Origin of the sequence: Acinetobacter sp. YH12236 (genome assembly GCF_013417645.1) — a bacterium.
Taxonomy (GTDB): domain Bacteria; phylum Pseudomonadota; class Gammaproteobacteria; order Pseudomonadales; family Moraxellaceae; genus Acinetobacter.
On record NZ_VPDM01000036.1, the window covers coordinates 1 to 26,237 of the forward strand.

Genomic DNA, 26,237 nt, shown 5'->3' on the forward strand with positions numbered 1-26,237 from the left:
AAGTGAAGGTAAAGAATGTTGAAGGGTGCAATCTAAATTTTCAGATAAAGTCATAAAAAAATGAGCGTATTTACATACACTCATTTTTACTACATTTTACTAATATTTGCTTAACTGACTGGCATTATCCAGATGGAGGCTTTTTTATTTAACTTAAATTAATGAGTTTTAGGTTGAGTGAGTTGCTGGTATTTCTGGATATATTCTTCACGGATCGCCAGTCGTTCTTCTGGTGTTGCTTTTTGCATCCGTGCCCCTAACTCCTTACGTTCCTGGCTGCTCATCATTTGCCAGGTTTCACGCATACGCTGCTTTTCAGCTTCAGGAAGCTGGGTGAACCAATCCATGCGTTGCTGTAAATTAATACGTTGCTGTTCAGGCATTTCTTTTAAGGACTGATAACGTTTAATTAATGCCAGTTGCTCGGAATCAGAAAGTGTATCCCAGGTTTCGTTGACCTGCGTATTGGCATCTTTGGAAAAAATCCAAAAACGTTCAAATCCCGCAAAGCTGGTTTGCAGGAAGCTGAATGCACAAAATGCAATTGCTAATCTTTTAGCTGCCATGTGGAACTTTGTCCTCACCTAAAACCATTAACATTTCCAGATCTTCAAGCATCTGTGGAGAGAGTTTGGGTGTAGATACCGCTTGAGTCTGAGGTTCGTTATGGCTGACAATATTCGGTAGCACTACCACGCCAGCAATCGCAGCAGCCAAAGCAAAGCCAGACATTTTTAGAAATGCAAAGCGTGAATGTTGTGCGTCCTGAATATGCTCCAGCACATGATTCATCACCACCGGTTTATCTTTGTGGTGCTGTGCCAGTCCATCAAGTTTGGAAGTTACTTGCTTTAAGAAATCATCTTGCTTCATTCGGATGATCCTCCCAGATATGGATTTAAGTGTGCTAGAGAGGCACGTAGACCTTGAATAGCACGGTGATAATGGGTTTTCACACTGCCTTCTGTACAGTTCATAATTTGCGCTGTAGTTTGAGTATCAAAGCCTTCCCAAGCTCTGAGCATAAATGCTTGCTGCTGACGCACAGGTAATTTGGCAATCGCCTCCTGAATTTCTTCAGCAGTTACTGCCTGATCCAGAAATTCTAAAGGTGAGGGCGTAGATTCATCTACCAGATTGTCAAATTCGACTTCGTCGTCATCAAGGCTGACTTTTTTGAAAAAGGAAAAGGGCTGGTTGCGACGTGCTTCTTTACGACGCCAATCCTGTAATTTGTTATTCAGAATCGTATAGAACAGGGGATACCACTCTTCAGTGCTTTTCTCTGCATAAGATTTATGCAAAGCAATAAAAGCTTCCTGAACCAGATCCATTGCGATCCCATGTTGTCCTTGAGTCGCACTTTCCATCATCACCAAAGCACGCCCGGTCACGTCCTGCATGAAATTTTTCAGGCGAGACTCAGCGGTACTCTTTAGAATACTCGCATCTTGTGACTGCAACGGTTTCGGTGCTAAATCCATAGAGATGGAAAATCCTGTCATTGGATACCCACCATTATTCCCAAGTTCATGTGCATATAACGTTGGGAATAACGATTTGGTTGACAATAAAACTTATTATTTTTGTAGTGTAATCTATTTTATAAATACACTGACTGTAATTAAAACAATGTAACCTAAATACCGTATTAAATACGTTGACGCACCATCTCAAAGAAACAGATAGAGCCTGCAATGGCAACATTCAGGGATTCCTGTCCACCTGGCTGTGGAATAGTCACCGCTTCGGCATGTTGCAGGGCATAGTCAGATACGCCTTGACCTTCATTGCCCAGAATCCAGACGCAGGCTTTACGCAAGTCTTTACTGTACAGGCTGCTAGAGCGATGTGAGCTGGTGACATATACCGGAATCTTGAATTGCGGTAAAAGATCTTCCAGTGCGATATTTTCAAAAGTTTGCAAAGAAAAATGCGCGCCCATACCTGCACGTAATACCCGTGGTGACCAAAGAGATGCTGAACCCTTAGTACAAATGACCTGATCAATACCGGCAGCTGCTGCTGAACGTAGCAGGGTGCCAACATTACCGGGATCCTGCACATTTTCAAGGATCAGAGTGTCAGCCGTAAAATCAAGTGCCTGGCTTGAGCTTGGAATATCGACAATCGCCATACATGCAATCGAAGTGCCTAAGGTACTCAGGTCCTTATAAAGCGATTCACCAATGACAAAGACCACACCGGTATATTTGTTTAAAATAATGTCGAAATCAGGATGCGCTAAAGCATGTTCAGTCGTGAAGATCGAATTGATTTTCTTGTTTTCATGTAACCATGCAAGACACAGGTGCGTGCCTTCAAGCACAGTCTGTCCTTGTTTTTTTCGATAAGAATTCTGTTCAATTAAACCGCGTAAGTGTTTAATTTTAGGATTGTCTTTGGATTCAAGGAAGATGGTTGGCATAAGAAGAAAGTCCACGGCAGTCAATCAAAGATCAACTGCCGTTTAAAAATTAGTGGTGGTAGCTGGTCACAAGCTCAACTTCATTTTTTGAGCCAATGATGACAGGAACACGTTGATGCAGATTTGTAGGTTCGATTTCAAGAATGCGGACACGACCAGTCGTTGATGCACCGCCAGCCTGTTCCATCAGCATACTCATTGGATTGGCTTCATACATTAAACGTAAACGACCTGCTTTAGTTGGGTCTTTTAAGTCGTATGGGTACATGAAGATCCCGCTACGGCACAGAATACGGTGAATATCGCCGACCATACAAGCGACCCAGCGCATATTGAAATCTTTGGCGCGAGGACCTGTTTTACCTGCCAGCAATTCATCGATATAACGCTGTACAGGCGCTTCCCAGTGACGCTGGTTCGATGCATTGATTGCATATTCTTTAGTATCAGCAGCTACCTGAATCGCTTCAGAAGTCAACAGAAACTCTTGAGTTTCAGGATCGAAAGTGAAGAATACCACACCGGCACCCACAGTCAGTGCCATCATGGTTGATGGGCCATACAGCACATAACCAGCAGCAACCTGATTGACACCAGCCTGCATGAAGTCTTCTGCCTGAGTTACACTATTTTTTGCAGGAAGAATTGAAAAGATGGTACCCACACACATGTTGATATCAATATTGCTTGAACCATCAAGTGGATCGAACAATACTAGATATTGACCATTTTCCTGAGCTGAAGTGAATTCATCCAGTTCTTCAGACGCTAAACCGCCTACATGTGGATGTACTTTTAATGCATCAATCAGATAATCATTAGAAATCACATCCAGTTTCTTCTGCTCTTCGCCTTGAACATTTTCATGTTGAGCACTACCTAATACACCCGCTAGAGCACCTTTTTGCAGGAGTTGGTCAATACGCTTGCAGGTATTTCCAATTGTTTCAATTACTTGTGCAAGTTCAGGTGTGAGGTTCCCGCTTTGTTGTTGTAGAAATTGGGATAAGGTGCGGTATGACATAAGGGAAAAACTCCAAGACTTATAATCGGGGAAAAAAGATCAAAACGATATACGGCTATATTTTAGAGGAGAACGTCCGAAAAGGACAATTAAACTGAATTATTTGTTGTGATTTTGCCCTTGCAACTCCTGTGGAAAGTGCTATGTTGAATCAAAGGAAAAAATGATCATAGGAGCACAGAGATGACAACATTAAAGTTTGATGCGACTCCAACGCCGAGCGAAGCGATTAATCTCGATGAAATTTCTGAAGACAAGATGAAAGAAGCGTGGAAGGATTACGAAGCAAAACCTGAATATAAAAAATTCAATAAACACGACATGATTGAATCCATGCAAACTGCAGAAGAAGGTGAAGGCAAAGAGTAATTTTATTCTTTGATCTTTCAAATATCCCTCTAATAAAAAAGCACTCGATTGAGTGCTTTTTTATGAATGATGTATTATTTAAATGATCACTTATTTTAGTAGTGGTGGAACAGCTTCGTAGTTGATTTCTACACGGCGGTTTTCTTTCCACGCACTTTCATCATGGCCAGGATTAACTGGCATTTCTTTACCATAGCTCACTGCTTCAAGTTGGCCTGCATTTACACCAGAAGTGATCAGGAAACTTTCTACTGCTTTGGCACGACGTTCACCAAGCGCCATGTTGTATTCACGTGTACCGCGTTCATCTGTATGGCCTGTCAGAGCTACACGAGAATTGGCATTTGCCATCAGGAACTGGGCATGTGCTTGCAGAGTACGGATATCGTCATTGCTCAGTTCACTGCTGTCATAGTCAAAGTGAACTACACGTTTAGCTAAATAAGCCTTATTTTCCGCAGTTACACCTTTAGCAGATGCACCGGCCATATTTTGAGCACTTAAAGCTGCATCTTCACTTAGACCTTCAGTGTTTACAGTGGTGGTGCCACTGGTATCCAGGTTGCCAGTTTGGACTTCAGCTGCTGGTTTACGGCTGGCACAACCAGTCATTACGACTGCAGCTGCAAGTAAAGGAAGTGCAAATAATTTTACTTTGTTCATTCTTCATCTCCATGAAGGTTGATTATGGGGTAAAGCATTTATAAATATTGAACTATTATTTTGGTGCCCAAGCAGGTTCGCGGACTTCACCTGTTTCACTTGGCAAATTCATGCGGAACCGGCCATCGAGAGACATAATGGATAACAATCCACGGTTACCTTCGCGAGTGGCATAGACCACCATCTGACCATTTGGCGAGAAGCTAGGTGATTCATCCAGGCTGGTTGGCGTCAGGATATTGGTCACACCTGAGCTAATATCTTGTACAGCCACTTTATAGTTACTGCCACTTGGACGATGAACCAATGCAAGTTTCTTACCATCTGCACTTAAGGTCGCGCGGGCATTAAATGCGCCACGGAAAGTCAGACGTTTAGTACTTTCATTATTGAAATCATAGCGGTAAATCTGCGGAGAACCACCACGATCTGAAGTAAAGATAAATGATTTTCCATCTGGTGCATAACGTGCTTCTGTATCAATTGCGCTATCGTTGGTCATGCGTTTTAACTGACGTGTTTCCAGATTCATCTGATAGATTTCCGGGTTACCGTGCATAGACGCAGTGAACAGCATGCTCTTGCCATCTGGAGAGAAGCTTGGTGCACCGTTTAATCCACGGAAGCTGGCCAGCTTTTCACGTTGACCAGTCGCCAGATCCTGTACATAAATGGCCGGACGTTTGGTTTCAAAAGATACATATGCAATTTTTTTCGCGTCCGGTGTCCAGGCAGGTGACAGGATTGGATCACGCGAAGTCAAAATGGTCTTTGGCTGTTCACCATCCGTATCGGCAATCTGTAAGGTATAACGCTGATCAGGCGTTGCCGGATTACGTAACACATAAGCAATACGGCCGGTGAAGTCTCCCGGAATACCGGTTAATGCCTGATAGATGGCATCACTGATCATATGGGCTGCCTGACGGGTACGTGAAGCAGGAACAGTCAGCAACTCATTCAGTAAGTATTGACGTTTTTCGACATCATACAATTGATACTGAATGCTATAAGAACCATCAGGATTGGTCTTGGATGAACCAGTCACCACATAAGGTACGCCTGCAGCTGCCCAAGCTTCAGCATTTGGCGAATTTAGTTGTGCTGTAGCAGGTAAATTCTTCGAGGCACTGGCAAATTTACCAGAACGATTCAGGTCATTTTCCACCACCGGATAAATACTCTGATCCTGGCTAAAAGGCACAATGGCAATTTTAGGAGCAGCTTCAGGAGCTTTGGTAATTTCCAGATGCAGTTGGGCCTGAGACTGGGTCGCAGTGACCGCACCCAAAGTGGTCATGATTGCAAGGCAGAGTAGGTGTTTGCGTGTCTTTTCCATCATTCGTTATTTACTCAAATCAACGGAGTTATTTATAAGTGATTGGGCTACATCATCGCATGGATTTATGCGAAATAGACCACGAATTTATCATCAAACTGTTATATCACTATGGGGAGTGATTATTATTTAATCTGTTTCAATTGAAGTTTAACTCAAAAAAACAGCCATAACACTTTTTCTTTATTATGGCTGTTTTTCATTAATGAGCTGTAAAGGTTGAAGTAAAACTTCGTGCTTCACGGCGTGCATCCGGATCTGAAGGCATTGGATAAGGTGCAGCAGCACGTACTGCCGCTTCTACACTGGCTTTCATATCTGGATCACTGGCACTCACCACCACAGAAACCACAGAACCACTATCGCTCAAAGTGACCCGAGCAGTCGCTTTCTGGCCTGAGGAGCCCACTGGGGTATCCCATGCACGTCTGATTTTATTTTCGAAATCACGTTTTGCAGTAGAGGCAATTCGCTTAGATTCCGCTTTTTTCTGTGCAGCTTCTTCAGCAGCCTGTTTGGCTGCAGAGGCTTTGGCATCAGCTTCTGCTTTGGCTTTCGCATCTGCATCTGCTTTAGCCTTTGCCGCAGCCTCAGCTTTATGTTTAGCATCCGCCTCTGCTTTAGCTTTTGCAGCGGCATCAGCTTTATGCTTGGCATCAGCATCCGCTTTGGCCTTCGCAGCGGCATCAGCTTTACGTTTAGCTTCGGCCTCTGCTTTAGCTTTCGCCGCAGCGTCAGCTTTGTGCTTGGCATCTGCTTCCGCTTTAGCCTTCGCAGCCGCGTCAGCTTTACGTTTAGCTTCAGCCTCTGCTTTGGCTTTTGCCGCAGCGTCAGCTTTATGTTTAGCATCCGCCTCTGCTTTAGCTTTTGCAGCCGCATCGGCTTTACGTTTAGCTTCGGCATCTGCCTTGGCTTTTGCCGCAGCATCCGCTTTTGCCTTGGCTTGAGCCTCTGCTTTTTGCTTGGCGGCTAAATCAGCCTTTTTCTGCGCTTCAAGTTTGGCTTTTTGCGCAGCATCGGCTTTACGCTGTGCTTCTACTTCCGCCTTACGCGCTGCTTCAGCTTCGGCTTTAGATTTTTGTGCAGCCTCTGCTTTGGCTTTGGCAGCAGCCTGTTTTGCCTGTTCGGCGGCTTCAGCACGTTTTGCTGCTTCGGCTGCTTGCTGGGCGGCTTTGGCTTGAGCAAGCTCTGCCGCTTTGGCTTCTTGCTGAGCTTTTTGAATATCGATCTGTGGGGGTGCTGGTGCAGGCTGCGGTGCCGGAGGTGTCGGTGCAGCTGCCGTTGGCACTACAGGTGCAGGCTCTACACTCGGTTCAGCAGTTTGGGTAATTTCTTCTGCAATATTTTCATGTGCAGTTTCTTCAAACTCAGTTTCTTCACGAGTCACCGGCTTGAGGTCTTCAGGTTTAATTAAGACCGTTTTAATCTGTTTTGGCGGTTCAGGTGGCTTACTCATGCCCAGAAAAAGCAGGCCCACCAAAGCAACTGCATGGATTCCTAACGTAAACCCAATCGCAATTGCTTTCTTCTGAAACGGTGGTTTCTGATAATTTTTCATACTTTATTCTAATGGCTTGGTCAGTAAACCCACTTGGGACAAACCCGCATCCTGCAGGCTTGACATTAAGGCCATCACATCGCCATAAGGGCGGGTGGTATGACCATTGATCACGACATTGAGGACCTTGTTTTCACTTTCCGCAGTGCTTTGCGCTTCTATCAAAGTCTGCGTCAAAGCCTCTAGGGTGACAGGACCTGTGGTCTGATTTTTATATTCCAGAAAATAAGTACCATCTTCTTTTAAAGTGACGATCGTAGGCGCATCTTTGGATTCGATTGGTAAGCCATTGGCTTGCGGCAAATCGACCTTGATGCCACTGGTAATCATTGGGGCAGTCACCATGAAAATGACCAGAAGTACCAGCATCACATCGATGTATGGCACCACATTCATGTCACTTTTCAGTGGTTTTTTAATACGCTCGAAGCGTCCTGAACGTTGAATGGCCATTAGTCATTGTCCTGCGTAGCGCCCACAGATTGACGTTGCAGCAGAGCCACCATTTCTTCAGCGAACAGAGCACGGTCAGAGTACAGTGCTTCACCTTTAGATGTGAAATGGTTAAAGGCTAAAACCGCAGGAATTGCAGCAAATAAACCAATCGCCGTTGCAATCAGGGCCTCTGCAATACCAGGTGCGACAGTGGCCAAAGTAACCTGATCGACATCTGCCAGACCAATAAAGGCATTCATGATGCCCCAGACGGTACCAAACAGACCGACATAAGGAGCGACTGAACCAATACTGGCCAGCGCACCCAAGCCTTGTTCCAGATGCCCCTGATCACGACTTAAACCTACACGCAGAATACGCTCAGTACCTTCAATTGACTGGGCAGTTGGAGCATGGCGTTTTTTAAGTTTAAGGAACTCGCCCAGACCCTGATAGAAGATATCTTCCAGACCAGTACGTTTGGAATTGAGCTGGGCATTGTTATAAAGCGTCTTGAGTTCGGCACCTGACCAGAAAATTTTCTGGAAATGATTGTCATCAGCCTGAGCTTTTTTATAGCTCATGGTTAACTTGGCAATCAGGTACCAGCTGTACAACGAGGCTAACAGGAGAGAAAGCATCACCAGTTGTACGACAGGGCTTGCTTGTAAAATAAGATCTGAGACTTGAAGAGATGATTCTAACTGAGTTGCCATAGCTGTTACGTGTGCCAAATAATTTTTTTAGTCTTGTTCCAATTCTTTATGAATCAGTTCGCGGATTTCATCAGGAAGACGACGTGGTTTCATGTCTGCACTAATACATGCCAACTCGACCTCACCAGATGCAAGCATGATTTCACCACGATAAATATTTTGTTGCAATACAAATGATGAAGCTTTACATGAAATGACACGTGCAGTCACGGTAATCAGGTCATCCATGAGGATTGGGCGCATATATTTGACGTTAATTTTGTGCACAACAAAGTTATAGTCGGATTGATGCCAGTAGTGACTCACTCCGGAAGCACGTAACCATTCAGTACGGGTACGTTCCATATAGCGAATATGGTTAGCGTGGTAGACAATGCCACCCGCATCAGTATCTTCAATATAGACGCGGATATTGAATTCAAAGTGATTCGCCATAGTTTTGTTCCATGCAGATTTTACGAAATTATTGCTTGTTTTTGGAGGCTGGAGCAGGCTTAGAATTTGCCTTATTCATTCCAAAAGTCAAGCAATTTAGCGCGTCAAAGTTTAGCACTGTGAGCTTTGAGACCAATGGCACAAGATGTCAAATCTGGATGGAGTAGGGGCTAAGCCAGTACGGAACGACCAATTGCTTATTAATACGGCGAAGTAAAAGCATGAATGAGACCAGTCACTCATGCTGGAGGAACTAAGAATCAGCTTTTGTTATTTTGCTTCCAGCTCATTTGTACCTGATTGGCTACTTTTGGATAATCCAGTATAAAACGGACATGACTTTCTACGCCGGTTTTTAAAGTCGCATCATCGGCTATAAAATTCGGGTTATGGTTCGGTGCTGCTTTGGCTGAGTCTTGATCTGCTGGCGTTGCACCGACGAAGATAAACAATGATGGCATCAGCTTGCCATAATAAGCGAAGTCTTCACTGGCACTGGCATTGTTATCGAGTAGATGCAGTTTATCTTCACCATTCACCTTAGCTAGAGTCGGACGCATCAACTCGGTCAAGGTTTTATCATTGGTAGTAACAGGTGCATAGGGCGCAATTTCTACTTTGACTTTGACATCATTGGCTGCGGCATTGTGTTCCAGCATTTCCGGCAAGTCTTTTAAAATGCCTTGACGGACATCTTCACTGTTAGAACGAATCGTACCGACCATATTCACCTGATTAGGAATCACATTTCCTGTGGTACCACCCTGAATACTTCCAATACTGACCACGCCCATGCCTTTGGTCAGATCTGCTTTGCGGCTCACCAGACTTTGTAAATTATTAATCATCTGTGCAGAAGCATAAATTGGATCGCGACCTGCCCAAGGCATTGAACCATGTACCTGATGGCCATCTACCTGTATACGTAAATGATCCGCGCTATTGAGAATTGCACCATCTTTATAGAAAATATTGCCGCTTGGCATACCCGCCATCACATGCATTCCAAAAATCACTTCAGGCTGAGGATTCTTGAGTGCGCCATCAGCCAGCATTTTACGTGAGCCGATCTGATCACCTTGACTAAAGTTATCAATATCTGCACCGCCTTCTTCTGCTGGCTGGAATACAAAAACTACGGTTCCGGCAATCTTATCTTTATTGGTAGCGAGCACTTTGGCTGCACCTAATAGCATTGCAGTATGCGCATCATGACCGCAGGCATGCATCACATAAGTTTCCTTGCCTTGATAAATACCTTTCTGCTTGCTGGCAAAAGGTACAGCTGCCGTTTCCTGAATGGGCAAGGCATCCATATCTGCACGTAATGCCATGACGGGGCCAGGTTTTGAACCTTTTAGAACGCCGATCACACCTGTTTTGGCATAGCCTTTACGTACTTCAATACCATAGGACTTTAATTCTTTTTGTACTAATTCCGAGGTTTTGAATTCCATATTGCCCAGTTCAGGATATTGGTGAATATGCTGGCGTAGTTTGATGGTATGCGCTTCGGCTGCTTTAACAGAATCATCTACCCAATCTGCTAAAGCCAGTTGACTGCAAAATAAAAGAGGGAGACAAAATGAAAGCGTCTTATGCATGTTCATATCAGGGAGAACCTTAAAAATCTGAATAGAGTTAAAGAGATGCCTGAGCATTACATAATGCACTACATTTGACCAAAACCCTCTGAATATGGATTTCATACCTTTTCGGTATATTCATTTTTAGTACTTGCTGATAAAGGGAATTTTACAGAGGTAGATATTGTAAAATTATGTAATTATAAAAATTTAACGGTCTATTTTATTTAAAAAATTCAAACTAATAGGGAATTATTAAAAGGAATTTGTATCTGATTTAAAAATCTTTCATTATCTAAGTTTCAACTATTTCTCTAAGTTAAATACTATTTTGGCATTAAAGTTGCTTTGATTATTTCATAATTATTATTGATAAAATTTAAAAGAAATAGCCTAAGTATTTGCTTAAAGAGCAATAACTATAATAGCTAAATAAACTACTTAATAATAAAGATTCGAGTTTGTGCTTTTGGAGCTAATTGATTGCAGTAGTCAATTAGCTCTTTTTCTTTATGATAAAAAATGGTTAAGCCAAAAGAATTTTAACCCTTACTTCGGCTCAGGCGGCGTTATGCCAAACTGTAAATAAGCCATATTGGTCGCAATACGACCGCGCGCAGTACGCATCACATAACCTTGCTGAATCAGATAAGGCTCAATCACATCTTCCAGCGTACCTGAATCTTCTGCCATTGCTGCTGCCAAAGCTTCTACACCCGCCGGGCCACCATCAAAGCGTTCTAGCAACATCGACAGGTAACGACGGTCGAGAGTATCCAAGCCATCTTTATCCACGTTCAACATATCTAATGCACGTTGAGCCATTTCCTGAGTGACTTCACCTGTGCCTTTGACTTGAGCATAGTCACGTACACGACGCAATAAACGGTTGGCAATACGCGGTGTACCACGTGAACGACGTGCAATTTCTTTTGCGCCATCTTCGGTCATTGGAACATCCAAGAGGCTTGCAGAACGTTTCACAATATGAGTGAGGTCATCGACTGAATAGAATTCCAGACGCTGCACAATCCCGAAACGGTCACGAAGTGGAGAAGTGAGTAGACCAGCACGTGTGGTTGCAGCGACCAAAGTAAATGGTGGTAAGTCCAATTTAATCGAACGGGCAGCAGGGCCTTCACCAATCATGATATCCAGCTGGTAGTCTTCCATGGCTGGATAAAGGATTTCTTCAATCACAGGTGACAAGCGGTGAATCTCGTCAATAAACAGAACATCACCTTCCTCAAGATTGGTCAGCATTGCTGCCAGATCGCCCGCACGTTCTAATACTGGACCGGAAGTCGATTTGAGATTGCCACCCATTTCACGGGCAATAATATTGGCCAATGTCGTTTTACCCAGACCTGGCGGGCCAAAAATCAGGGTGTGATCAAGGGCTTCTTCACGGCCACGTGCTGCGCCAATGAAAATTTCCATCTGCTCGCGGACCACCGGCTGACCGATGTAGTCATCGAGGGAAGTCGGGCGGATGGCACGATCAAAATGATCTTCGGGTTTTTCAGAACCACTGATGAGACGGTCTTGCATATCTATTAACTTAATCTCTTTATCGAAGCTGTTTGATGCTGCAGAAACAGCCTCAAATAATGATTTGTGTTTAACTGCCATTGTGTAGGCGTTGTCTTACTTTTGAAAGATCAAAAGTAACAAAAATCTTTTGTTGAGTTGAAGGTACTTCCTGTACCTCAACTCAACCGGCGACATCCATGTCGCGAGTAATTTATATAAATAGGAGAATAAACAGTCTTATTTAAAGTAAAGTCATTTTCCTATTATCTATTCATCGACTTTAATGCCGCGCGGATAATATCGCTGGCTTCAGTAAATTCACCTTTGGCAGCGTTCACCAGTTTTTGTGCTTCAGCAGGTTTATAGCCCAATGACTGTAATGCAGCTTCCGCTTCAGCCACGGCTGAATTGCCCATAAACTGAATTTGTGGAGCTGTCGAATTGCTTGGAGCAGTGCCCGCAGACATGGCTTTAAAGCGATCGCGCAGTTCGATCATCAAACGTTCAGCAGTTTTCTTGCCGACACCTGGAACTTTAACCAAGGTATTTACATCTTCATTCTCAACTGTATGAATTAGCATTTCTACACTTAAGGTAGATAGAATGCCGAGTGCCATTTTGGGGCCAACGCCGTTCACTTTTAATAAAGTACGGAAAATAGTTTTTTCCTGAGCATTTAAAAAACCATATAGCAATTGTGCATCTTCACGCACAGCCAGATGCGTCCACAGGGTAATTTTCTGGCCTTTTTGCAACTGGCAAAAAGTAGTGAGCGGCGTATCGATTTCATAACCTACACCATTCACATTTAATAATACAGTCGGTGCTTCCAGCGCCAGCACTTCACCAATCAGGCATCCAATCATCTTTTATCATTACTCAATTCAGTTTTGCAGCATAGTAGTCAGCATTTTCAGGAAAGGCAAAATCTCCTTCTGCAAAACAGGTGATTTTGCTGCAATAATCATCTAATCCAGCCAGATGTTTTATAACAATCCGGCTTTATTACCCTGCAATTCCTGTGACAGGTTATAAGCCTGATGATCCGAAAATTTCGAGATAATATCTAATACCTGCATAATATTGTCATAATGGCTGTCTTTAAAGTTTGCACCTGAACGTTGCAGAATCGACATTAACCGCTGTTCCTTAAAGCTCAGGTTTTTATGTGGTGTGGTCAGCGGAATAAAGGCATCCAGAATATTTTGCAGACTTTGATGGGCAATGATCTCTAGGCCCGCTTTCTGTGGATGTTCAAAAATCTTGTCACGTGCCAGTTCTTTGGCGCGGTTAATACCACTTTCAATATCTGACGAACAATATTGCAATAAAGTGCCTTGTAACTGACCAGATAGAATCTGGTCATGGTGGCGTGCAAAAGCAGTCGTCACTTCATTCACCAGACGTTTCATCACACGGCCACGCAGTGCAGCAATTTTCTGTTGCCAGGTCGTATCAGGCATGCCGATTTCAGAAGGCGTTCCATAATCTCCGAGCAGATTTAAAAATACCGGTTCCACTTCAGCATAGCTGAGCATGTTCAAGCTGATGCCATCTTCTAGGTCAATCAGGGCATAACAAATATCATCGGCTGCTTCGAGTAGATAGGTCAGTGGATGACGACAATATCGATACTCGCCGAGCTGGATTAGTCCAAGCTCTTCCGCAATTTGCTTTAAAATCTCTTTTTCTGCCTGATAGCAGCCAAATTTGGCACGGCTACTGGCAGGTAAATCTACTTGTGATGCCATGGTTTTTGACAGCCACGGATATTTTAAATAAGCACCCAAAGTGGCATAGGTCAGGCGCATGCCGCCATCATTTGGATGATAGTCAATCTTGGTTAGAAGCCGCAGGCCTTGGGCATTGCCTTCAAACTGACGTACATCTGCTTCCTGTTCAGGACTTAAATCTTTTAAGAAGTCAGTATGTGATACATCATCAAACCATTCGCGGATCGCATATTCACCGGCATGGCCAAAAGGCGGGTTGCCAATATCATGGGCCAGACAAGCGGCTTGAATGATGGCGCCCACATCCGCTGGAGACACCCAGGGTGGAAGCTGGTCTTTAATTTTCTCTGCGGCCAACATCCCTAGCGAGCGGCCAATACAGGAGACTTCCAGTGAATGCGTCAGGCGCGTATGAATACCATCGTGCTGGGTTAAAGGATGCACCTGGGTTTTACGGTTGAGCTGCCGGAAGCTCTGGGAAAAAATAATACGGTCATAATCTTTGTGGAACGGGCTACGGGCCAGTTCTGTACTCTGCTTTTTACTACCAATCCGAACTGTCGAAAGCAGTTCCAACCAACGCATTTGAGTCATTTATCATTATTCAGTTCTCTACTTTCTGCATCATGCCAAAAAAGAGCGTAAAGCACTAGGGCAGTGCGACATGAAATGTCATTTTGAATTAGCTTAGCTGAAATACAGCGAAAGATTGTCAATTTGGTGACAGGATTGAGCCAACAATTTCAGGCAAATTACCACGATAATAAAATCAATTTGTAGACCAAATATGACCACAGCACAAATTACTCAACCAAATATTTTACTCATCGTCGCTGATGATCTGGGCTTTTCTGATCTGGGTGCATTTGGTGGAGAGATCCAGACACCACATTTAGATGCAATTGCCCTGGAAGGATTACGCCTGACTAACTTTCATACCGCATCGACCTGTTCACCCACCCGTTCCATGCTACTTTCCGGCACAGACCATCATCTGGCAGGATTGGGTTCCATGGCCGAAGCCATACGACCTGAACAGAAAGGCCAACCGGGTTATGAGGGGTATTTAAATGATCAGGTTGCGGCTCTACCGGAACTGTTACATGATGCAGGCTATTACACCATCATGTCTGGAAAATGGCATCTGGGCTTAACTCCAGACCGTTTTCCGGCACGCCGTGGTTTTGAAAAGTCATTTACCTTGCTCCCGGGTGCAGCCAATCACTATGCGTTTGAACCCGATATTCCAGAAGAAGAAATTCCGGGCCTGTTGAAAGTAACTCGGGGGCTCTATGCAGAAAATGATGAATACATTACTGCATTGCCGGAAGACTTCTATAGTTCAGACTATTTTACAGATCGCTTGCTGGATTATCTGCAAGATGATGAGAGTCGTGCAGAACGCCCATTCTTTGCGTATTTGCCATTTTCAGCACCACACTGGCCTTTGCAAGCCCATCCGGAAGATATTGCCAAATACAAAGGTGTATATGATGAAGGTCCTCAAGTATTACGTCAGAAGCGTTTAGCTAAAATCAAAGAGCTTGGTTTAGTAGGTGAAGATGCTACGATTCATCCAGTATTGGCAAAAACTAAATTCTGGGACAGTTTGACGGAAGATGAAAAGCAGTTCTCGGCGCGTACCATGGAAGTCTACGCAGCAATGGTTGATCGCATGGATCAGAATATTGGTCGTGTGATTGAACATTTAAAACAGACTGATCAATACGACAATACTATTATTATTTTTCTTTCGGACAATGGGGCAGAAGGTGCGCAGCTGGAAGCATTACCAGTCTTTGGTCCTGATATTGAGACCGTGATTGCCAAATATTATGACAATCGTCTGGAAAATATTGGCAAGGGTAATTCCTATGTCTGGTACGGTGAGCATTGGGCACAGGCGGCCACAGCGCCATCTCGACTTTATAAAGCGCATACCAGTGAAGGTGGAATTCGTACACCGGCATTTATCAAGCATCAGGGCTTTGCACGTCAAAATGGCATCAGTCATGAGTTTTTAACGGTGATGGATCTACTGCCTACTTTACTGGAAACATTAAATATTCAGCATCCGGGACAGCAGTATAAAGGTCGGAAACTGGTGCCACTACGTGGTAAAAGCATTCTGCCGTATTTGCAGCAACAGCAGGCCTATATTCATGCTGAAGACCATATCACGGGTTGGGAGCTGTTCGGACAAAAAGCTTTGCGTAAAGGGGATTGGAAGGCTTTATTTATTCCCGCACCGAATGGCCCAAACAGATGGCAACTTTATAACCTGGCAGAAGATGTGGGTGAAACTGAAGATCTAGCAGAGCGTTATCCAGAAAAATTACAGGAGCTGCTGGCCGACTGGAAAGTTTATGTACGAGAAAATGGTGTGGTAGAAATTGAAGGCGGGGGAATTTTATTAAATAAAACTGCCTAAGCTATTTCTAATGAATTATCGAATTTCATAACTGAGCAGATGCTTACAAGAATGAGCTGAAATAAAAAACAGGTCAAACGGCCTGTTTTTTATAGAGCAATAATTTTGATAGAAAGTAAATCTTAGTCTGTGGACTGAATATTTAATATAGTTGATCATCATTCAGACAGATGGCAAAAAGCAGCGCAGCTACCTATTTTTGATCAAGAAATAATAAAGAAGTCAATCCTTGGCTCATTTTTATTAAAAATAGAGATTAAATTTTAAACCACTTGATATGATCAATAGTGTTGAAAAATAATACAAAATTTTTAAGTTGAATTATTCTTGACTAGTTTTAATTTTTCTTTAACAAATTGTGTTAAGCTGTGCGACTACATTCAATTTTTTTATCTGAAAATAAAAGCATTATTTATAAAATGCTATAGCTTTTCGCTTGAGTTTTCTCATTTCCTCTCTAGCCGATTTATGTATTTCACAGTAGAATATGCGCTCTCTCAAGTCACATTGTGGCATGGTCGCTCGATCATCCCGTGGAGCCAAAATCAGCATGTTTATCGTTGCCGGTGCACCTGCACATTCTTCTTTTAAGAAAGCTCAACTACTCACACGTTTATCGTCAATTAGTTCTGTTCAATCACTAGAAAGTCAATTTGTTTATCTTTTTGACCAAGCGCTCAACGAGCAACAACAGCAATCCGCTTTACAGCTTCTCAACGATGGTCAATCATTTGAACTGCGCCAGGCTGCAAGTGATGAAATCCAGATTCTAGTGACACCGCGTGTCGGCACGATTTCACCATGGTCATCAAAGGCAACTGATATTTTTGCCAACTGTAATACACCGGTTCATCATTTAGAACGCGGTGTTTTGTTTACTTTGAAGGGCGAAAAAGAGCTTTCTAAAGAAGCATTACAGATCTTGCATGACCGCATGACTGAAAGTGTTTTCAATGCGATTGAAGATGCTGCAGTGTTGTTTACTGAAACTGCGCCAAAACCTTTGAACTCGATTGATATCCTGGGTCAAGGTAAAGAGGCATTGGTAAAAGCCAATAATGAGTTCGGTTTTGCGCTGTCTGAACAGGAAATTGATTACCTGACAGAAGCATTTACTAAACTGGGTCGTAACCCGAACGACATTGAACTGATGATGTTTGCGCAGGCTAACTCAGAGCACTGCCGTCATAAAATCTTCGGTTCTGAATGGACGATTGATGGTGAAGTTCAACCATTGTCATTGTTCCAGATGATCAAAAATACCTATAAAGAATCACCAACAGACGTATTGTCGGCTTATAAAGACAACGCATCGGTGATTGTTGGTTTTGATACGCAACGTTTCTATCCGACTCAAGAAGATAACGGTCAACACGTTTATAAATACAAGAGCCAGGCCGCTCACATCCTGATGAAAGTGGAAACTCACAACCACCCAACAGCGATTGCACCATTTGCCGGTGCAGCAACTGGTTCAGGCGGTGAGATTCGTGACGAAGGCGCGACTGGTCGTGGTGGTAAACCGAAAGCTGGTTTAACGGGTTTCACCGTATCTAACCTGAATATTCCTGGTTTTGAACAGCCTTGGGAAGAAAACTACGGTAAACCGTCACGTATGGCATCTCCACTTCAAATCATGATTGAAGGTCCATTGGGTGGTGCTGCGTTTAACAACGAATTTGGTCGTCCAGCGTTAACTGGTTATTTCCGTACGTTTGAACAAAACGTCAATGGCGAAGTGAAAGGTTTCCATAAGCCAATCATGATCGCGGGTGGTTACGGTAACATCCGTCCGGACCACGTTGAAAAAGATGCGATTCAACCAGGCGATCTACTGATCGTGCTTGGCGGTCCAGCAATGCTGATCGGCCTTGGCGGTGGTGCTGCATCATCTGTAGACAGCGGTAAACTGGGTGAAAACCTGGACTTCGCTTCTGTACAACGTGAAAACCCGGAAATGGAACGCCGTTGTCAGGAAGTGATTGATACTTGCTGGCGTATGGAAGATGAAAACCCAATCGTTTCTGTACATGACGTCGGTGCGGGCGGTATCTCGAATGCGATGCCCGAGCTGGTAAATGACCATGAGCTTGGTGCGGTGCTTGATCTTCGTAAGATCCCATCGCTTGAGCCAGGCATGTCGCCAATGGAAATCTGGTCAAACGAAGCGCAAGAGCGTTATGTACTGGCGATCCGTCCAGAATCTCTACCTTTATTCGAATCGATCTGTGCGCGTGAACGTTGTCCGTTTGCGGTATTGGGTGAAGCAACTGAAGCGCGTCATTTAACCGTTGAAGATCCATTGTTCGGCAACAAGCCAGTGGATATGCCAATGCAAGTGATGCTTGGTGGTACACCACGTATGAGCCGTTCATATGAAACTGCTCCGCGTAAAGGCGATGACTTTGATGCGTCTAAAGTGACTGATCTGAAAGATGCGATTTATCGCGTGATCAAGAACCCAACAGTCGCTTCTAAATCATTCCTGATCACTATTGGTGACCGCTCGATTACCGGTATGGTGGCACGTGACCAGATGGTTGGTCCATGGCAGGTTCCTGTGGCTGATGCTGCAGTAACAACAACCAGCCTTGTCGGTTACACAGGTGAAGCAATGGCAATGGGTGAACGTCCACCAGTTGCATTGTTAAACCCAGCGGCTTCTGCACGTTTATCAGTTGCTGAATCGATCTCAAATATTATGTCTGCGAAGATTGATCAAATCAGCGACATCAAACTGTCTGCAAACTGGATGGCTGCTGCAGGTCAACCGGGCGAAGACCAAGCATTGTTCGAAGGTGTAAAAGCCATTGGTATGGAAATGTGCCCTGCACTGGGCATCGCAATTCCAGTCGGTAAAGACTCATTGTCAATGCGTACCACCTGGAATGACGAAGGCGAAGACAAATCTGTTACTTCTCCAATGTCAGGCGTGATCACTGCATTTGCACCTGTAACTGATGTTCGTAAGACATTAACCCCTGAGCTGAAAAATATTGAATCTGTACTGGTTCGTATTGATCTATCTAAAGGTCAGTTCCGTTTAGGCGGTTCGATCTTGGCTCAGGTATACAAAGCAATTGGTTCAGTGACTCCTGATGTCGACAGCTTTGATGACTTCAAAGCATTCTTCGCACTGGTTCAAGACTGGAACAACCGTGGTCTGATCAAGGCTTACCATGACATCGGTGATGGTGGTTTACTGGCAACTGTTGCGGAAATGATGTTTGCTGCACGTCTAGGCGTAGCGCTAGAAGACCAATCAGTTGAAGCATTGTTCGCTGAAGAAATCGGTGCAGTTCTGCAAATAGCGAAAGCAGATTGGGAAGCATTACAAGCAGAAATCGCGACTTCTACTCTGAAAGATGCGATCTCTGTAGTAGGTACAGTGAATAACTCTGATCAGTTATCTGTAAATGGTCTGGTACTTGAACGTGCCGACCTGCAAGTGGCTTGGACTGAAGTTTCTCATCAAATCCAGCGTCTGCGTGACAACGTAGAAACTGCAAATCAAGAATTTGCATTAGTAACAGACAAAGCACACAAAGGTTTGATTGCTCAACCGACATTTGATCTGAACGAACAAATCGAAGCACCGTACATTAACTCACGTCGTCCAAATATGGCGATTCTGCGTGAGCAGGGTGTGAATGGTCATGTAGAAATGGCAGCAGCATTCGACAAAGTCGGCTTCAATACTGTTGACGTACACATGAGCGATCTTCTAGCTGGCCGTATCAGCTTGGATGACTTCGAAGGTCTGGTCACATGTGGTGGCTTCTCTTACGGTGACGTATTGGGTGCAGGTGGTGGCTGGGCGAAATCAGTATTGTTCAATCAGCAACTTCGTGACCAGTTCGAGAAATTCTTTAACCGTCAGGAGACCTTCTCTTTAGGGATCTGTAATGGTTGTCAGATGCTGTCACAATTGGCTCCACTGATTCCAGGTGCAGATGCTTGGCCTCGGTTCCATCGCAACAAATCAGAAGTATTTGAAGCACGTAGCGTCAATGTTCGTGTAGAGAAATCTCACTCTGTATTATTAGAAGGCATGGAAGGTTCAATTCTTCCAATCGCTGTGGCACATGGTGAAGGTCGCGTAGTAGCATCGGCTGAAAACATTGCTGCATTGAATGCCAATAATCAGGTGATTATGCGTTATGTGGATAGCCAGGGTAATGCGACTGAGCAATATCCATTGAACCCGAATGGTTCGCCTGAAGGGATTTCTGGTGTAACTTCGAAAGATGGTCGTGCGACTATCTTGATGCCACACCCTGAGCGTAACTTCCGTGCGATCCAGCACTCTTGGAAACCAGAAGACTGGGATCAGGACGGTGCATGGTTACGCATGTTCCGTAATGCTCGCAAATTTATTGGTTAATCTGATTTAGCTTCAAAAAAAGGGTCGCAGCAGCGGCCCTTTTTTATAGTTTGAACTTATGGGAAATTAGTAAAACTAGAAAAATCATTTACTTTTGTTTAGACTAGCTTCATCAATTGCCACCAGTGGGTGGCTTTTTGCTTTCTAAGCAGTTTGAAACATTTATTTAATTTTCTCCCGCTGAACTGGTTTAGATTTTGCTTTTATATCTGCATAGAAGTGATATTGTGTAAATAATGCACAATATTTATGCACTTTAAAGGAAAGATGGTATAGATCAGTTCAGTATCAACACTCAAGAATGAGGTGATGACATGGCTAAGACGCTCAGAATAATGGATAGAACAGAATTACGTCAGAAAGGTTGGTGGTTATTTGGTTTTGTCGTTGGCCTACAGGTGCTGTTCTTGGTAGGTAGTTATTTGCTACAGGGTTCTTGATCAACAGATTTAAAAAAGCCACCGAGAGGTGGCTTTTTTATCGCTAAACAGTGAGCTGAATCTGCTTTAACGTTACCTTCAGCGTATTCACATAATCAAAAGCATTATTAATACTATCCTGATAACACCAAGTGATATAACCAACCGGCCTAACCAGAATTACACAGATTCATGAATTTCAGACTTGCCATTCTAGGGTTTATAACATCATGAGAAGCAATCTGAATCACCTCCAGATATGGCAAGTTCAGCGATTCTGCTGCCTGTTTCCAACTTTAATCTGAGCTCAATGTCGAATACTGCGTCATGCAAGACACTATGTGTATACCTGAAACAGGTATAAATGTAGGAGGGGAAAAGTCTGGCCATGCATAGAAAGTAGATATATGAGTATTCGTATAAGCTATTGATCTATTAATATTTTCAATACGTTGGCCTAAATCGTATGATAAGCACCTGTTTTTTGAAGTGAGCAATCTATGGAACTTCGACATTTACGCTATTTTATTACCGTGGCGCAGGAGCAGAGTTTCACTAGGGCTGCTGAAAAGCTGTTTACGGCTCAACCTTCTTTAAGCCAGCAGATTAAAGATTTGGAGCAGGAAGTTGGCGTTAACCTGTTTGAGCGTTCTTCACGAAAAATACAGTTAACCGATGAAGGTAAGGCCTTTTTAATCTATGCAGAAAAAGCTCTAGAAAATGCCAAATTGGCCGTTGCGTCAGCACGACAGGTGGCCCAGCAGAAAAATAACCAGATTCATATTGGTTTTCTGAATGTTGCCGAACTAAAAGTCATGCCACATATTTTGGCCAAGTTGAAAAAGACCATGCCAGATCTGAAAATTCATCTGCATAGCCTGTTCTGTCTGGAACAGCTTCAACGTCTAAAAAATGCTGAACTAGATCTAAGTATTACCCGTTTTCAGATGGATCATCCAGATTTTGACAATATTCATTTATTGACGGAGCAAATTCACTTGGTTGCAGCCAAGCATTTGCACCCAACCGATCGAATACTGAAATTACAAGAACTGAAAAATCATACGATTATTATGTGTGATCAGAATGCATCACCTGTATTTTACGAAAGACTGAATGCTTTGATGTCCTTTGATCAGCTAAAGCACGATCAGGTGCTGTGGGCGACCAATGTGCTACAGCATATTAACCTGATCAATATGGGGATGGGTTTCAGTTTTGCTCCCGATTATTTATTGCGTTTCCTGAATGATGAAGTGAAAGTGATCCAGACAGATCGACCTTTACCCCAGGTAGAACTATATGCAACATTTAACAAGAACTCTCAAAATCCAGCATTGAATATTATTACCGAAGCCCTTAACAATACGGTAAATGCTTGAAAAACTTGTAGGGATATATGCTTAAACTGATTTATTACGTACCAGATGAAAACCTAGAGGAAACCAAGAAGGCCATCTTTGCAGCAGGTGCGGGTGGGATTGGTGAATATACCGATTGTGCCTGGCAAGTGCTGGGAACTGGACAATTTAAGCCGCAGCAAGGCGCAGATCCTCATATTGGGGAAATTGGCCAATTAGAAAAGGTGGAAGAATGGCGGGTCGAAATTCTTGTGCCTGATGAAAAGGCTGTTGAAGTGGCTAAGGCTCTAAAAGACAGTCATCCTTATGAAGAACCGGCATTTGAATTTATACAGCTCTTAGATATAAAAGTTTAAATTTTAGAAGTGATATAAACCGACGGTGCATTAGTGTTGATGTGCCGTCTATATATTAAAAACACCCAATCTGCTTTTATTATTATAAAATTTATCAGAACAACTCAAATAAAAGAATAAAACAAGGAATATAACAATGCAGTTGCCAAAACCGCTGAGCAGCATGTTCAAAAATACGCTGAATAAATCTATTCAATACGGCGCAGAAATCCTACATAACCGTATTCCATATGCCCATGATAATCCATATCTGGATGGTATTTTTGCACCGCAGCGGCAGGAGCATTTTTCAACTCAATTGAAGGTAGAAGGGCAGATCCCGAAAGAATTAGATGGCGCCTTGATGCGAATTGGCCCGAACCCCATTACAGTGAAAAATCCAAAAATTTATCACCGGTTTACTGGTGATGGGATGATTCATGCGTTACGGCTTAAAGAAGGTGAAGCACACTGGTACAAAAGCCAATATGTCGGTGCGGATAGTGTACAGAAGAAATTACATCGCTCAGTGATTCCGGGGAAAAGTCGTGGTGTAGCTGATCCAGTAAATACCAATATCATCAATTTTGCTGGGAAAATCTGGGCATTGGTCGAAGCGGGTGCTTATCCAATCGAAGTGAATAGTGAACTGGAATCTAAGTGCCATCATCTGTTTGAGAATGATGATCTAGACTTGCCATTTACTGCACATCCACATATTGATCCAGATACCGGTGATATTCATGCGGTTTGTTATGATGGGCTAACCCATAATAAAGTCTTTTATCTGCATATAGATGCACAGGGTAAACTGAAAAATCATGTTGAGATTCCAGTCAAACATGGTCCGATGGTACATGACTGTGCGATTACCGAATCTCAGGTCTTAATTCTGGACTTAAATGTAAATTTCTCAATGCAAAGTGCTTTAAAAGGTTCATTGCTGCCATATCAATGGAACCAGAAACATCAGGCACGTATTGGCTTATTACCTCTTGGTGGAAGTGCTCAGGATATACGCTGGTACAACATTGATCCCTGTTTTATTTTCCATACCATGAATGCTTATGATCTGGATACAGGGGATGTCGTCATGGATGCAGTGGTACATTCCAAAGCGATGGTGCATTCGATTCAGGGCCCAATTGAAGATCAGGATCTTCAATTAGAACGATTTGTCTTCGAAAAAGGAACAGGGAAAGTGAAGCGGACAATCTTATCGGATGTTAAACAGGAATTCCCACGCATTAATGAAGCTTATACCGGGCGGCCATATCGTTATGCTTATAGCATTTCCTTTGGCGAATTTGATGATCCTTACCATGTCAGCAGTAATAGCTTATTGGGTCATGATTTAGAAACTACGACCATAGAAAGTTATTCATTTGGAGAAAATTGGGTCACAGGTGAGGCTATATTTGTCGAAAAAGAGGGTGCACAAGCTGAAAATGAGGGTTGGCTCATGTCTTATGTGCATGCTTTAGATTGTAGCCCTTCGAAAGTTGTGATTTTGGATGCACAGCATATTAAGGATGGGCCAATTGCCACAATTTATTTACCCGTCCGAGTGCCGGTTGGGTTTCATTGTAATTGGATTGATTATCGGAAGTTGAAAGTAATATAAAATTATATTTAGGAAAAATTTTAGTTTATTTAAGTCCGTGTGAAATCAAACGGACTTGACTAGATGCTTAAATAAATCTTCAATTCCACTTTTCTTGATATTTCTCAACCCAATACAGTTTGGTTTCTATACTGTAACTACCATCAGGATTAAGGGAAATGAGGTAATGAATCTCTTTACCTCGACTACGATTACCTTTGCCTTCTGGAACCTGATTCTTATATTTCTCTACTTCTTTAGGGGGATTTAATATAATACGTTTCCATGCTGTGGCTGGAATTTTATCTATACCCTCTTGTTCTGCATTCATTATCGCTAGTCTTTTTTTTGCTGCTGCTTCTCCTTGAGCGTAACGTAATTCTTCAGGAACACCATATCCTTTTTTTATTTGCTCTTCATAAGTCAACCAAGGTACATATTCAATAATAATTTGTTGAGGAACATACCCTTCAGGAGATACCTTACAGCTACTATAAGTTGTAATATATTTTTGATTTTTTATTAAATCTGGAGTCATTGTTAAATTTCTACACTCGGGCCAATTGTTTTTATATATAAATTTTCCTGTCTCATAATGTATAGCGTAACTAATACTATTTTTCATCATTGATGAGCATCCTGTAGCTAACATTATTATATTTATAAGTATGCTCGTTTTAATAAGTTTGACCATTATAAACGCCTGTCTTAGATGAGAAGGTTAAGGCTATTTCGTAGTTAGTTTTAATTTGGTTGAGATAATTGATGATTGAAAATTTTTGTTTTAAGTGATTCTTTATAAGAATAAAATCATTATGAAATACTTGTATGAGGAAACTATAAAATTATTATTTAGATTTTTCTAATATACTTAATTAAGCGACATCCATGTCATCAAATATTAAGTAAATTAATATTCTTAAATCCTTTAAATACTATTTTTAAACTCAAACCTTCTGAATAAACAGCTCTCGATCAAAACGATACTGCGGGAAGAACACGCCATCTTTGGCACGTTCACCAGCACCAATCACCATCACCGGATATTGCTGATCATTCAGGTCCAGAATTTCACGAACCATTGGTTCATCGAAACCTTCCATCATACAGCTATCAAAACCATAAGCACGTAAAGCCAGTACCAGATTTTCACATGCTAGTGCTGTGGTTTTACTTGCCCATAGCTTGGCATCGGCAGGACTAAATGCAGAAACCGGCATTTGTTTATCGAGTGTACGGGCTACTTTGAAAGCGACTTTCTTAAAGTTACCAAAGGCATTCAGATAACCTGTCTTGTAGTTATAGGGAATGTACTTATAGTACTTTTTAATGGCTGGTGGAGCCTCAGGAAATGGAAACTCGCTGATATTCAGTTTTGCCATTTCATCTACACGGTCAGTACGTGCCACACAGACAATCAGTTCTGAAGCTGTTTTAGCAGCAAGCTGGCTCATACATGCTTTAACCAGACGTTTTTTCTTGGAGGAGTTCTGCACCACATAAAATGTCCATGGCTGCAGGTTTGAAGAGTTTGGTGCCAGCAAGGCCAAATCCAGACAGGCATCGAGGACCTCGGCAGGAATTGGCTTTTTAGTGAATTTACGTACAGAACGTCGGCTTTCGATGACCTTTCGGAAATTGTCTACATCAATATCCTGAGGTGCAGGTTCGTAGTAACGTTTCTTTTCAGGATTTGAACTATCGGTTGTTTGAGAAGTCGTTTGGGAGTTTTCATTAGTCATAAGCTAGATTCTTTCAAAAAAATCTCTGTACACGACAAATTTCACAGAACCCTTATCCTATCAGGATTCTGCTTTCTTAAAATTGCCAAAATTTCCTTAAACTCTTCTTTTTTCCCAAAACCAATTAAACGCTGAATCGCCAT

General features: G+C 42.8%; 24 protein-coding genes. 7 read left to right on the top strand and 17 right to left on the bottom strand.

What is annotated here, in order from left to right:
• Nucleotides 1-158 precede the first annotated feature (158 nt).
• The 5 genes from FTV14_RS13310 to FTV14_RS13330 form a co-directional block, all read right to left on the bottom strand.
• Nucleotides 159-566 (bottom strand): DUF3106 domain-containing protein, encoded by a 408-nt coding sequence (locus FTV14_RS13310; protein ID WP_159124038.1) that lies wholly within the window; start codon nucleotides 564-566, stop codon nucleotides 159-161.
• Nucleotides 556-873, bottom strand: coding sequence for a hypothetical protein (locus FTV14_RS13315; RefSeq protein ID WP_004784617.1), 318 nt, complete (start codon nucleotides 871-873; stop codon nucleotides 556-558). Before FTV14_RS13315 ends, FTV14_RS13310 begins: the two co-directional genes overlap by 11 nt.
• A complete protein-coding gene (locus tag FTV14_RS13320; protein ID WP_159124054.1) occupies nucleotides 870-1,484 on the bottom strand; it encodes an RNA polymerase sigma factor in 615 nt (204 codons plus the stop codon). The genes FTV14_RS13315 and FTV14_RS13320 overlap by 4 nt, the downstream gene beginning before the upstream one ends.
• Before the next feature lie 167 nt (nucleotides 1,485-1,651).
• Nucleotides 1,652-2,428 (bottom strand): RNA methyltransferase, encoded by a 777-nt coding sequence (locus FTV14_RS13325; RefSeq protein ID WP_159124036.1) that lies wholly within the window; start codon nucleotides 2,426-2,428, stop codon nucleotides 1,652-1,654.
• Between the two features lie 49 nt (nucleotides 2,429-2,477).
• Nucleotides 2,478-3,452: a class 1 fructose-bisphosphatase gene (locus FTV14_RS13330; protein WP_159124035.1), complete on the bottom strand. Its 975-nt coding sequence runs from the start codon at nucleotides 3,450-3,452 to the stop codon at nucleotides 2,478-2,480.
• Nucleotides 3,453-3,635: 183 nt separating this feature from the next.
• Between FTV14_RS13330 and FTV14_RS13335 the strand changes: the two genes are divergently transcribed.
• Nucleotides 3,636-3,821 (top strand): NF038105 family protein, encoded by a 186-nt coding sequence (locus FTV14_RS13335; RefSeq protein ID WP_159124034.1) that lies wholly within the window; start codon nucleotides 3,636-3,638, stop codon nucleotides 3,819-3,821.
• A gap of 90 nt (nucleotides 3,822-3,911) precedes the next feature.
• Here the strand turns inward: FTV14_RS13335 and pal are convergent, their stop codons facing one another.
• From pal to FTV14_RS13385, 10 genes are all read right to left on the bottom strand, one after another.
• Entirely contained in the window at nucleotides 3,912-4,484 is a 573-nt protein-coding gene (gene pal / locus FTV14_RS13340) for a peptidoglycan-associated lipoprotein Pal (protein ID WP_159124033.1), read from the bottom strand.
• A gap of 55 nt (nucleotides 4,485-4,539) precedes the next feature.
• Complete coding sequence (gene tolB, locus FTV14_RS13345; protein WP_175968221.1) at nucleotides 4,540-5,823, bottom strand: Tol-Pal system beta propeller repeat protein TolB; 1,284 nt, start codon at nucleotides 5,821-5,823, stop codon at nucleotides 4,540-4,542.
• A 202-nt stretch (nucleotides 5,824-6,025) separates the two neighbouring features.
• Entirely contained in the window at nucleotides 6,026-7,381 is a 1,356-nt protein-coding gene (tolA, locus tag FTV14_RS13350; protein WP_180010676.1) for a cell envelope integrity protein TolA, read from the bottom strand.
• Between the two features lie 3 nt (nucleotides 7,382-7,384).
• Complete coding sequence (tolR, locus tag FTV14_RS13355) at nucleotides 7,385-7,834, bottom strand: protein TolR (protein WP_159124030.1); 450 nt, start codon at nucleotides 7,832-7,834, stop codon at nucleotides 7,385-7,387.
• On the bottom strand, nucleotides 7,834-8,532 hold the full coding sequence (gene tolQ / locus FTV14_RS13360) for a protein TolQ (RefSeq protein WP_179992679.1): 699 nt from the start codon (nucleotides 8,530-8,532) through the stop codon (nucleotides 7,834-7,836). The genes tolR and tolQ overlap by 1 nt, the downstream gene beginning before the upstream one ends.
• Before the next feature lie 27 nt (nucleotides 8,533-8,559).
• Complete coding sequence (gene ybgC / locus FTV14_RS13365; RefSeq protein WP_034170923.1) at nucleotides 8,560-8,967, bottom strand: tol-pal system-associated acyl-CoA thioesterase; 408 nt, start codon at nucleotides 8,965-8,967, stop codon at nucleotides 8,560-8,562.
• 260 nt (nucleotides 8,968-9,227) lie between these two features.
• Nucleotides 9,228-10,577: an amidohydrolase gene (locus FTV14_RS13370; RefSeq protein WP_373684852.1), complete on the bottom strand. Its 1,350-nt coding sequence runs from the start codon at nucleotides 10,575-10,577 to the stop codon at nucleotides 9,228-9,230.
• Between the two features lie 525 nt (nucleotides 10,578-11,102).
• A complete protein-coding gene (ruvB, locus tag FTV14_RS13375; protein WP_180010678.1) occupies nucleotides 11,103-12,104 on the bottom strand; it encodes a Holliday junction branch migration DNA helicase RuvB in 1,002 nt (333 codons plus the stop codon).
• Between the two features lie 245 nt (nucleotides 12,105-12,349).
• Nucleotides 12,350-12,952 (bottom strand): Holliday junction branch migration protein RuvA, encoded by a 603-nt coding sequence (gene ruvA, locus FTV14_RS13380; RefSeq protein WP_180010680.1) that lies wholly within the window; start codon nucleotides 12,950-12,952, stop codon nucleotides 12,350-12,352.
• 120 nt (nucleotides 12,953-13,072) lie between these two features.
• Nucleotides 13,073-14,413, bottom strand: a complete 1,341-nt coding sequence (locus FTV14_RS13385; protein ID WP_166138742.1) for a deoxyguanosinetriphosphate triphosphohydrolase — start codon at nucleotides 14,411-14,413, stop codon at nucleotides 13,073-13,075.
• A gap of 193 nt (nucleotides 14,414-14,606) precedes the next feature.
• On the opposite strand from FTV14_RS13385, the gene FTV14_RS13390 reads away from it, so the two are divergent.
• From FTV14_RS13390 to FTV14_RS13410, 6 genes are all read left to right on the top strand, one after another.
• Entirely contained in the window at nucleotides 14,607-16,250 is a 1,644-nt protein-coding gene (locus FTV14_RS13390; protein WP_180010682.1) for an arylsulfatase, read from the top strand.
• Nucleotides 16,251-16,800: 550 nt separating this feature from the next.
• The gene (gene purL / locus FTV14_RS13395) at nucleotides 16,801-20,634 is read left to right on the top strand and encodes a phosphoribosylformylglycinamidine synthase (protein WP_180010684.1); all 3,834 of its coding nucleotides are present in this window, start codon (nucleotides 16,801-16,803) and stop codon (nucleotides 20,632-20,634) included.
• A 314-nt stretch (nucleotides 20,635-20,948) separates the two neighbouring features.
• On the top strand, nucleotides 20,949-21,074 hold the full coding sequence (locus FTV14_RS16090; protein ID WP_253144109.1) for a KGW motif small protein: 126 nt from the start codon (nucleotides 20,949-20,951) through the stop codon (nucleotides 21,072-21,074).
• 479 nt (nucleotides 21,075-21,553) lie between these two features.
• Complete coding sequence (locus FTV14_RS13400; protein ID WP_159124023.1) at nucleotides 21,554-22,435, top strand: LysR family transcriptional regulator; 882 nt, start codon at nucleotides 21,554-21,556, stop codon at nucleotides 22,433-22,435.
• 17 nt (nucleotides 22,436-22,452) lie between these two features.
• Nucleotides 22,453-22,770: an NGG1p interacting factor NIF3 gene (locus FTV14_RS13405; protein WP_180010686.1), complete on the top strand. Its 318-nt coding sequence runs from the start codon at nucleotides 22,453-22,455 to the stop codon at nucleotides 22,768-22,770.
• A 136-nt stretch (nucleotides 22,771-22,906) separates the two neighbouring features.
• Entirely contained in the window at nucleotides 22,907-24,373 is a 1,467-nt protein-coding gene (locus FTV14_RS13410) for a carotenoid oxygenase family protein (protein WP_180054026.1), read from the top strand.
• Nucleotides 24,374-24,452: 79 nt separating this feature from the next.
• Here the strand turns inward: FTV14_RS13410 and FTV14_RS13415 are convergent, their stop codons facing one another.
• Both FTV14_RS13415 and FTV14_RS13420 read right to left on the bottom strand, forming a co-directional pair.
• Entirely contained in the window at nucleotides 24,453-25,046 is a 594-nt protein-coding gene (locus tag FTV14_RS13415; protein WP_180010690.1) for a hypothetical protein, read from the bottom strand.
• A 253-nt stretch (nucleotides 25,047-25,299) separates the two neighbouring features.
• Nucleotides 25,300-26,094 carry a nitroreductase family protein gene (locus FTV14_RS13420; RefSeq protein WP_180010692.1) on the bottom strand — a complete coding sequence of 265 codons (795 nt, stop codon included), beginning with the start codon at nucleotides 26,092-26,094 and terminating at the stop codon, nucleotides 25,300-25,302.
• Between the last annotated feature and the right edge of the window lie 143 nt (nucleotides 26,095-26,237).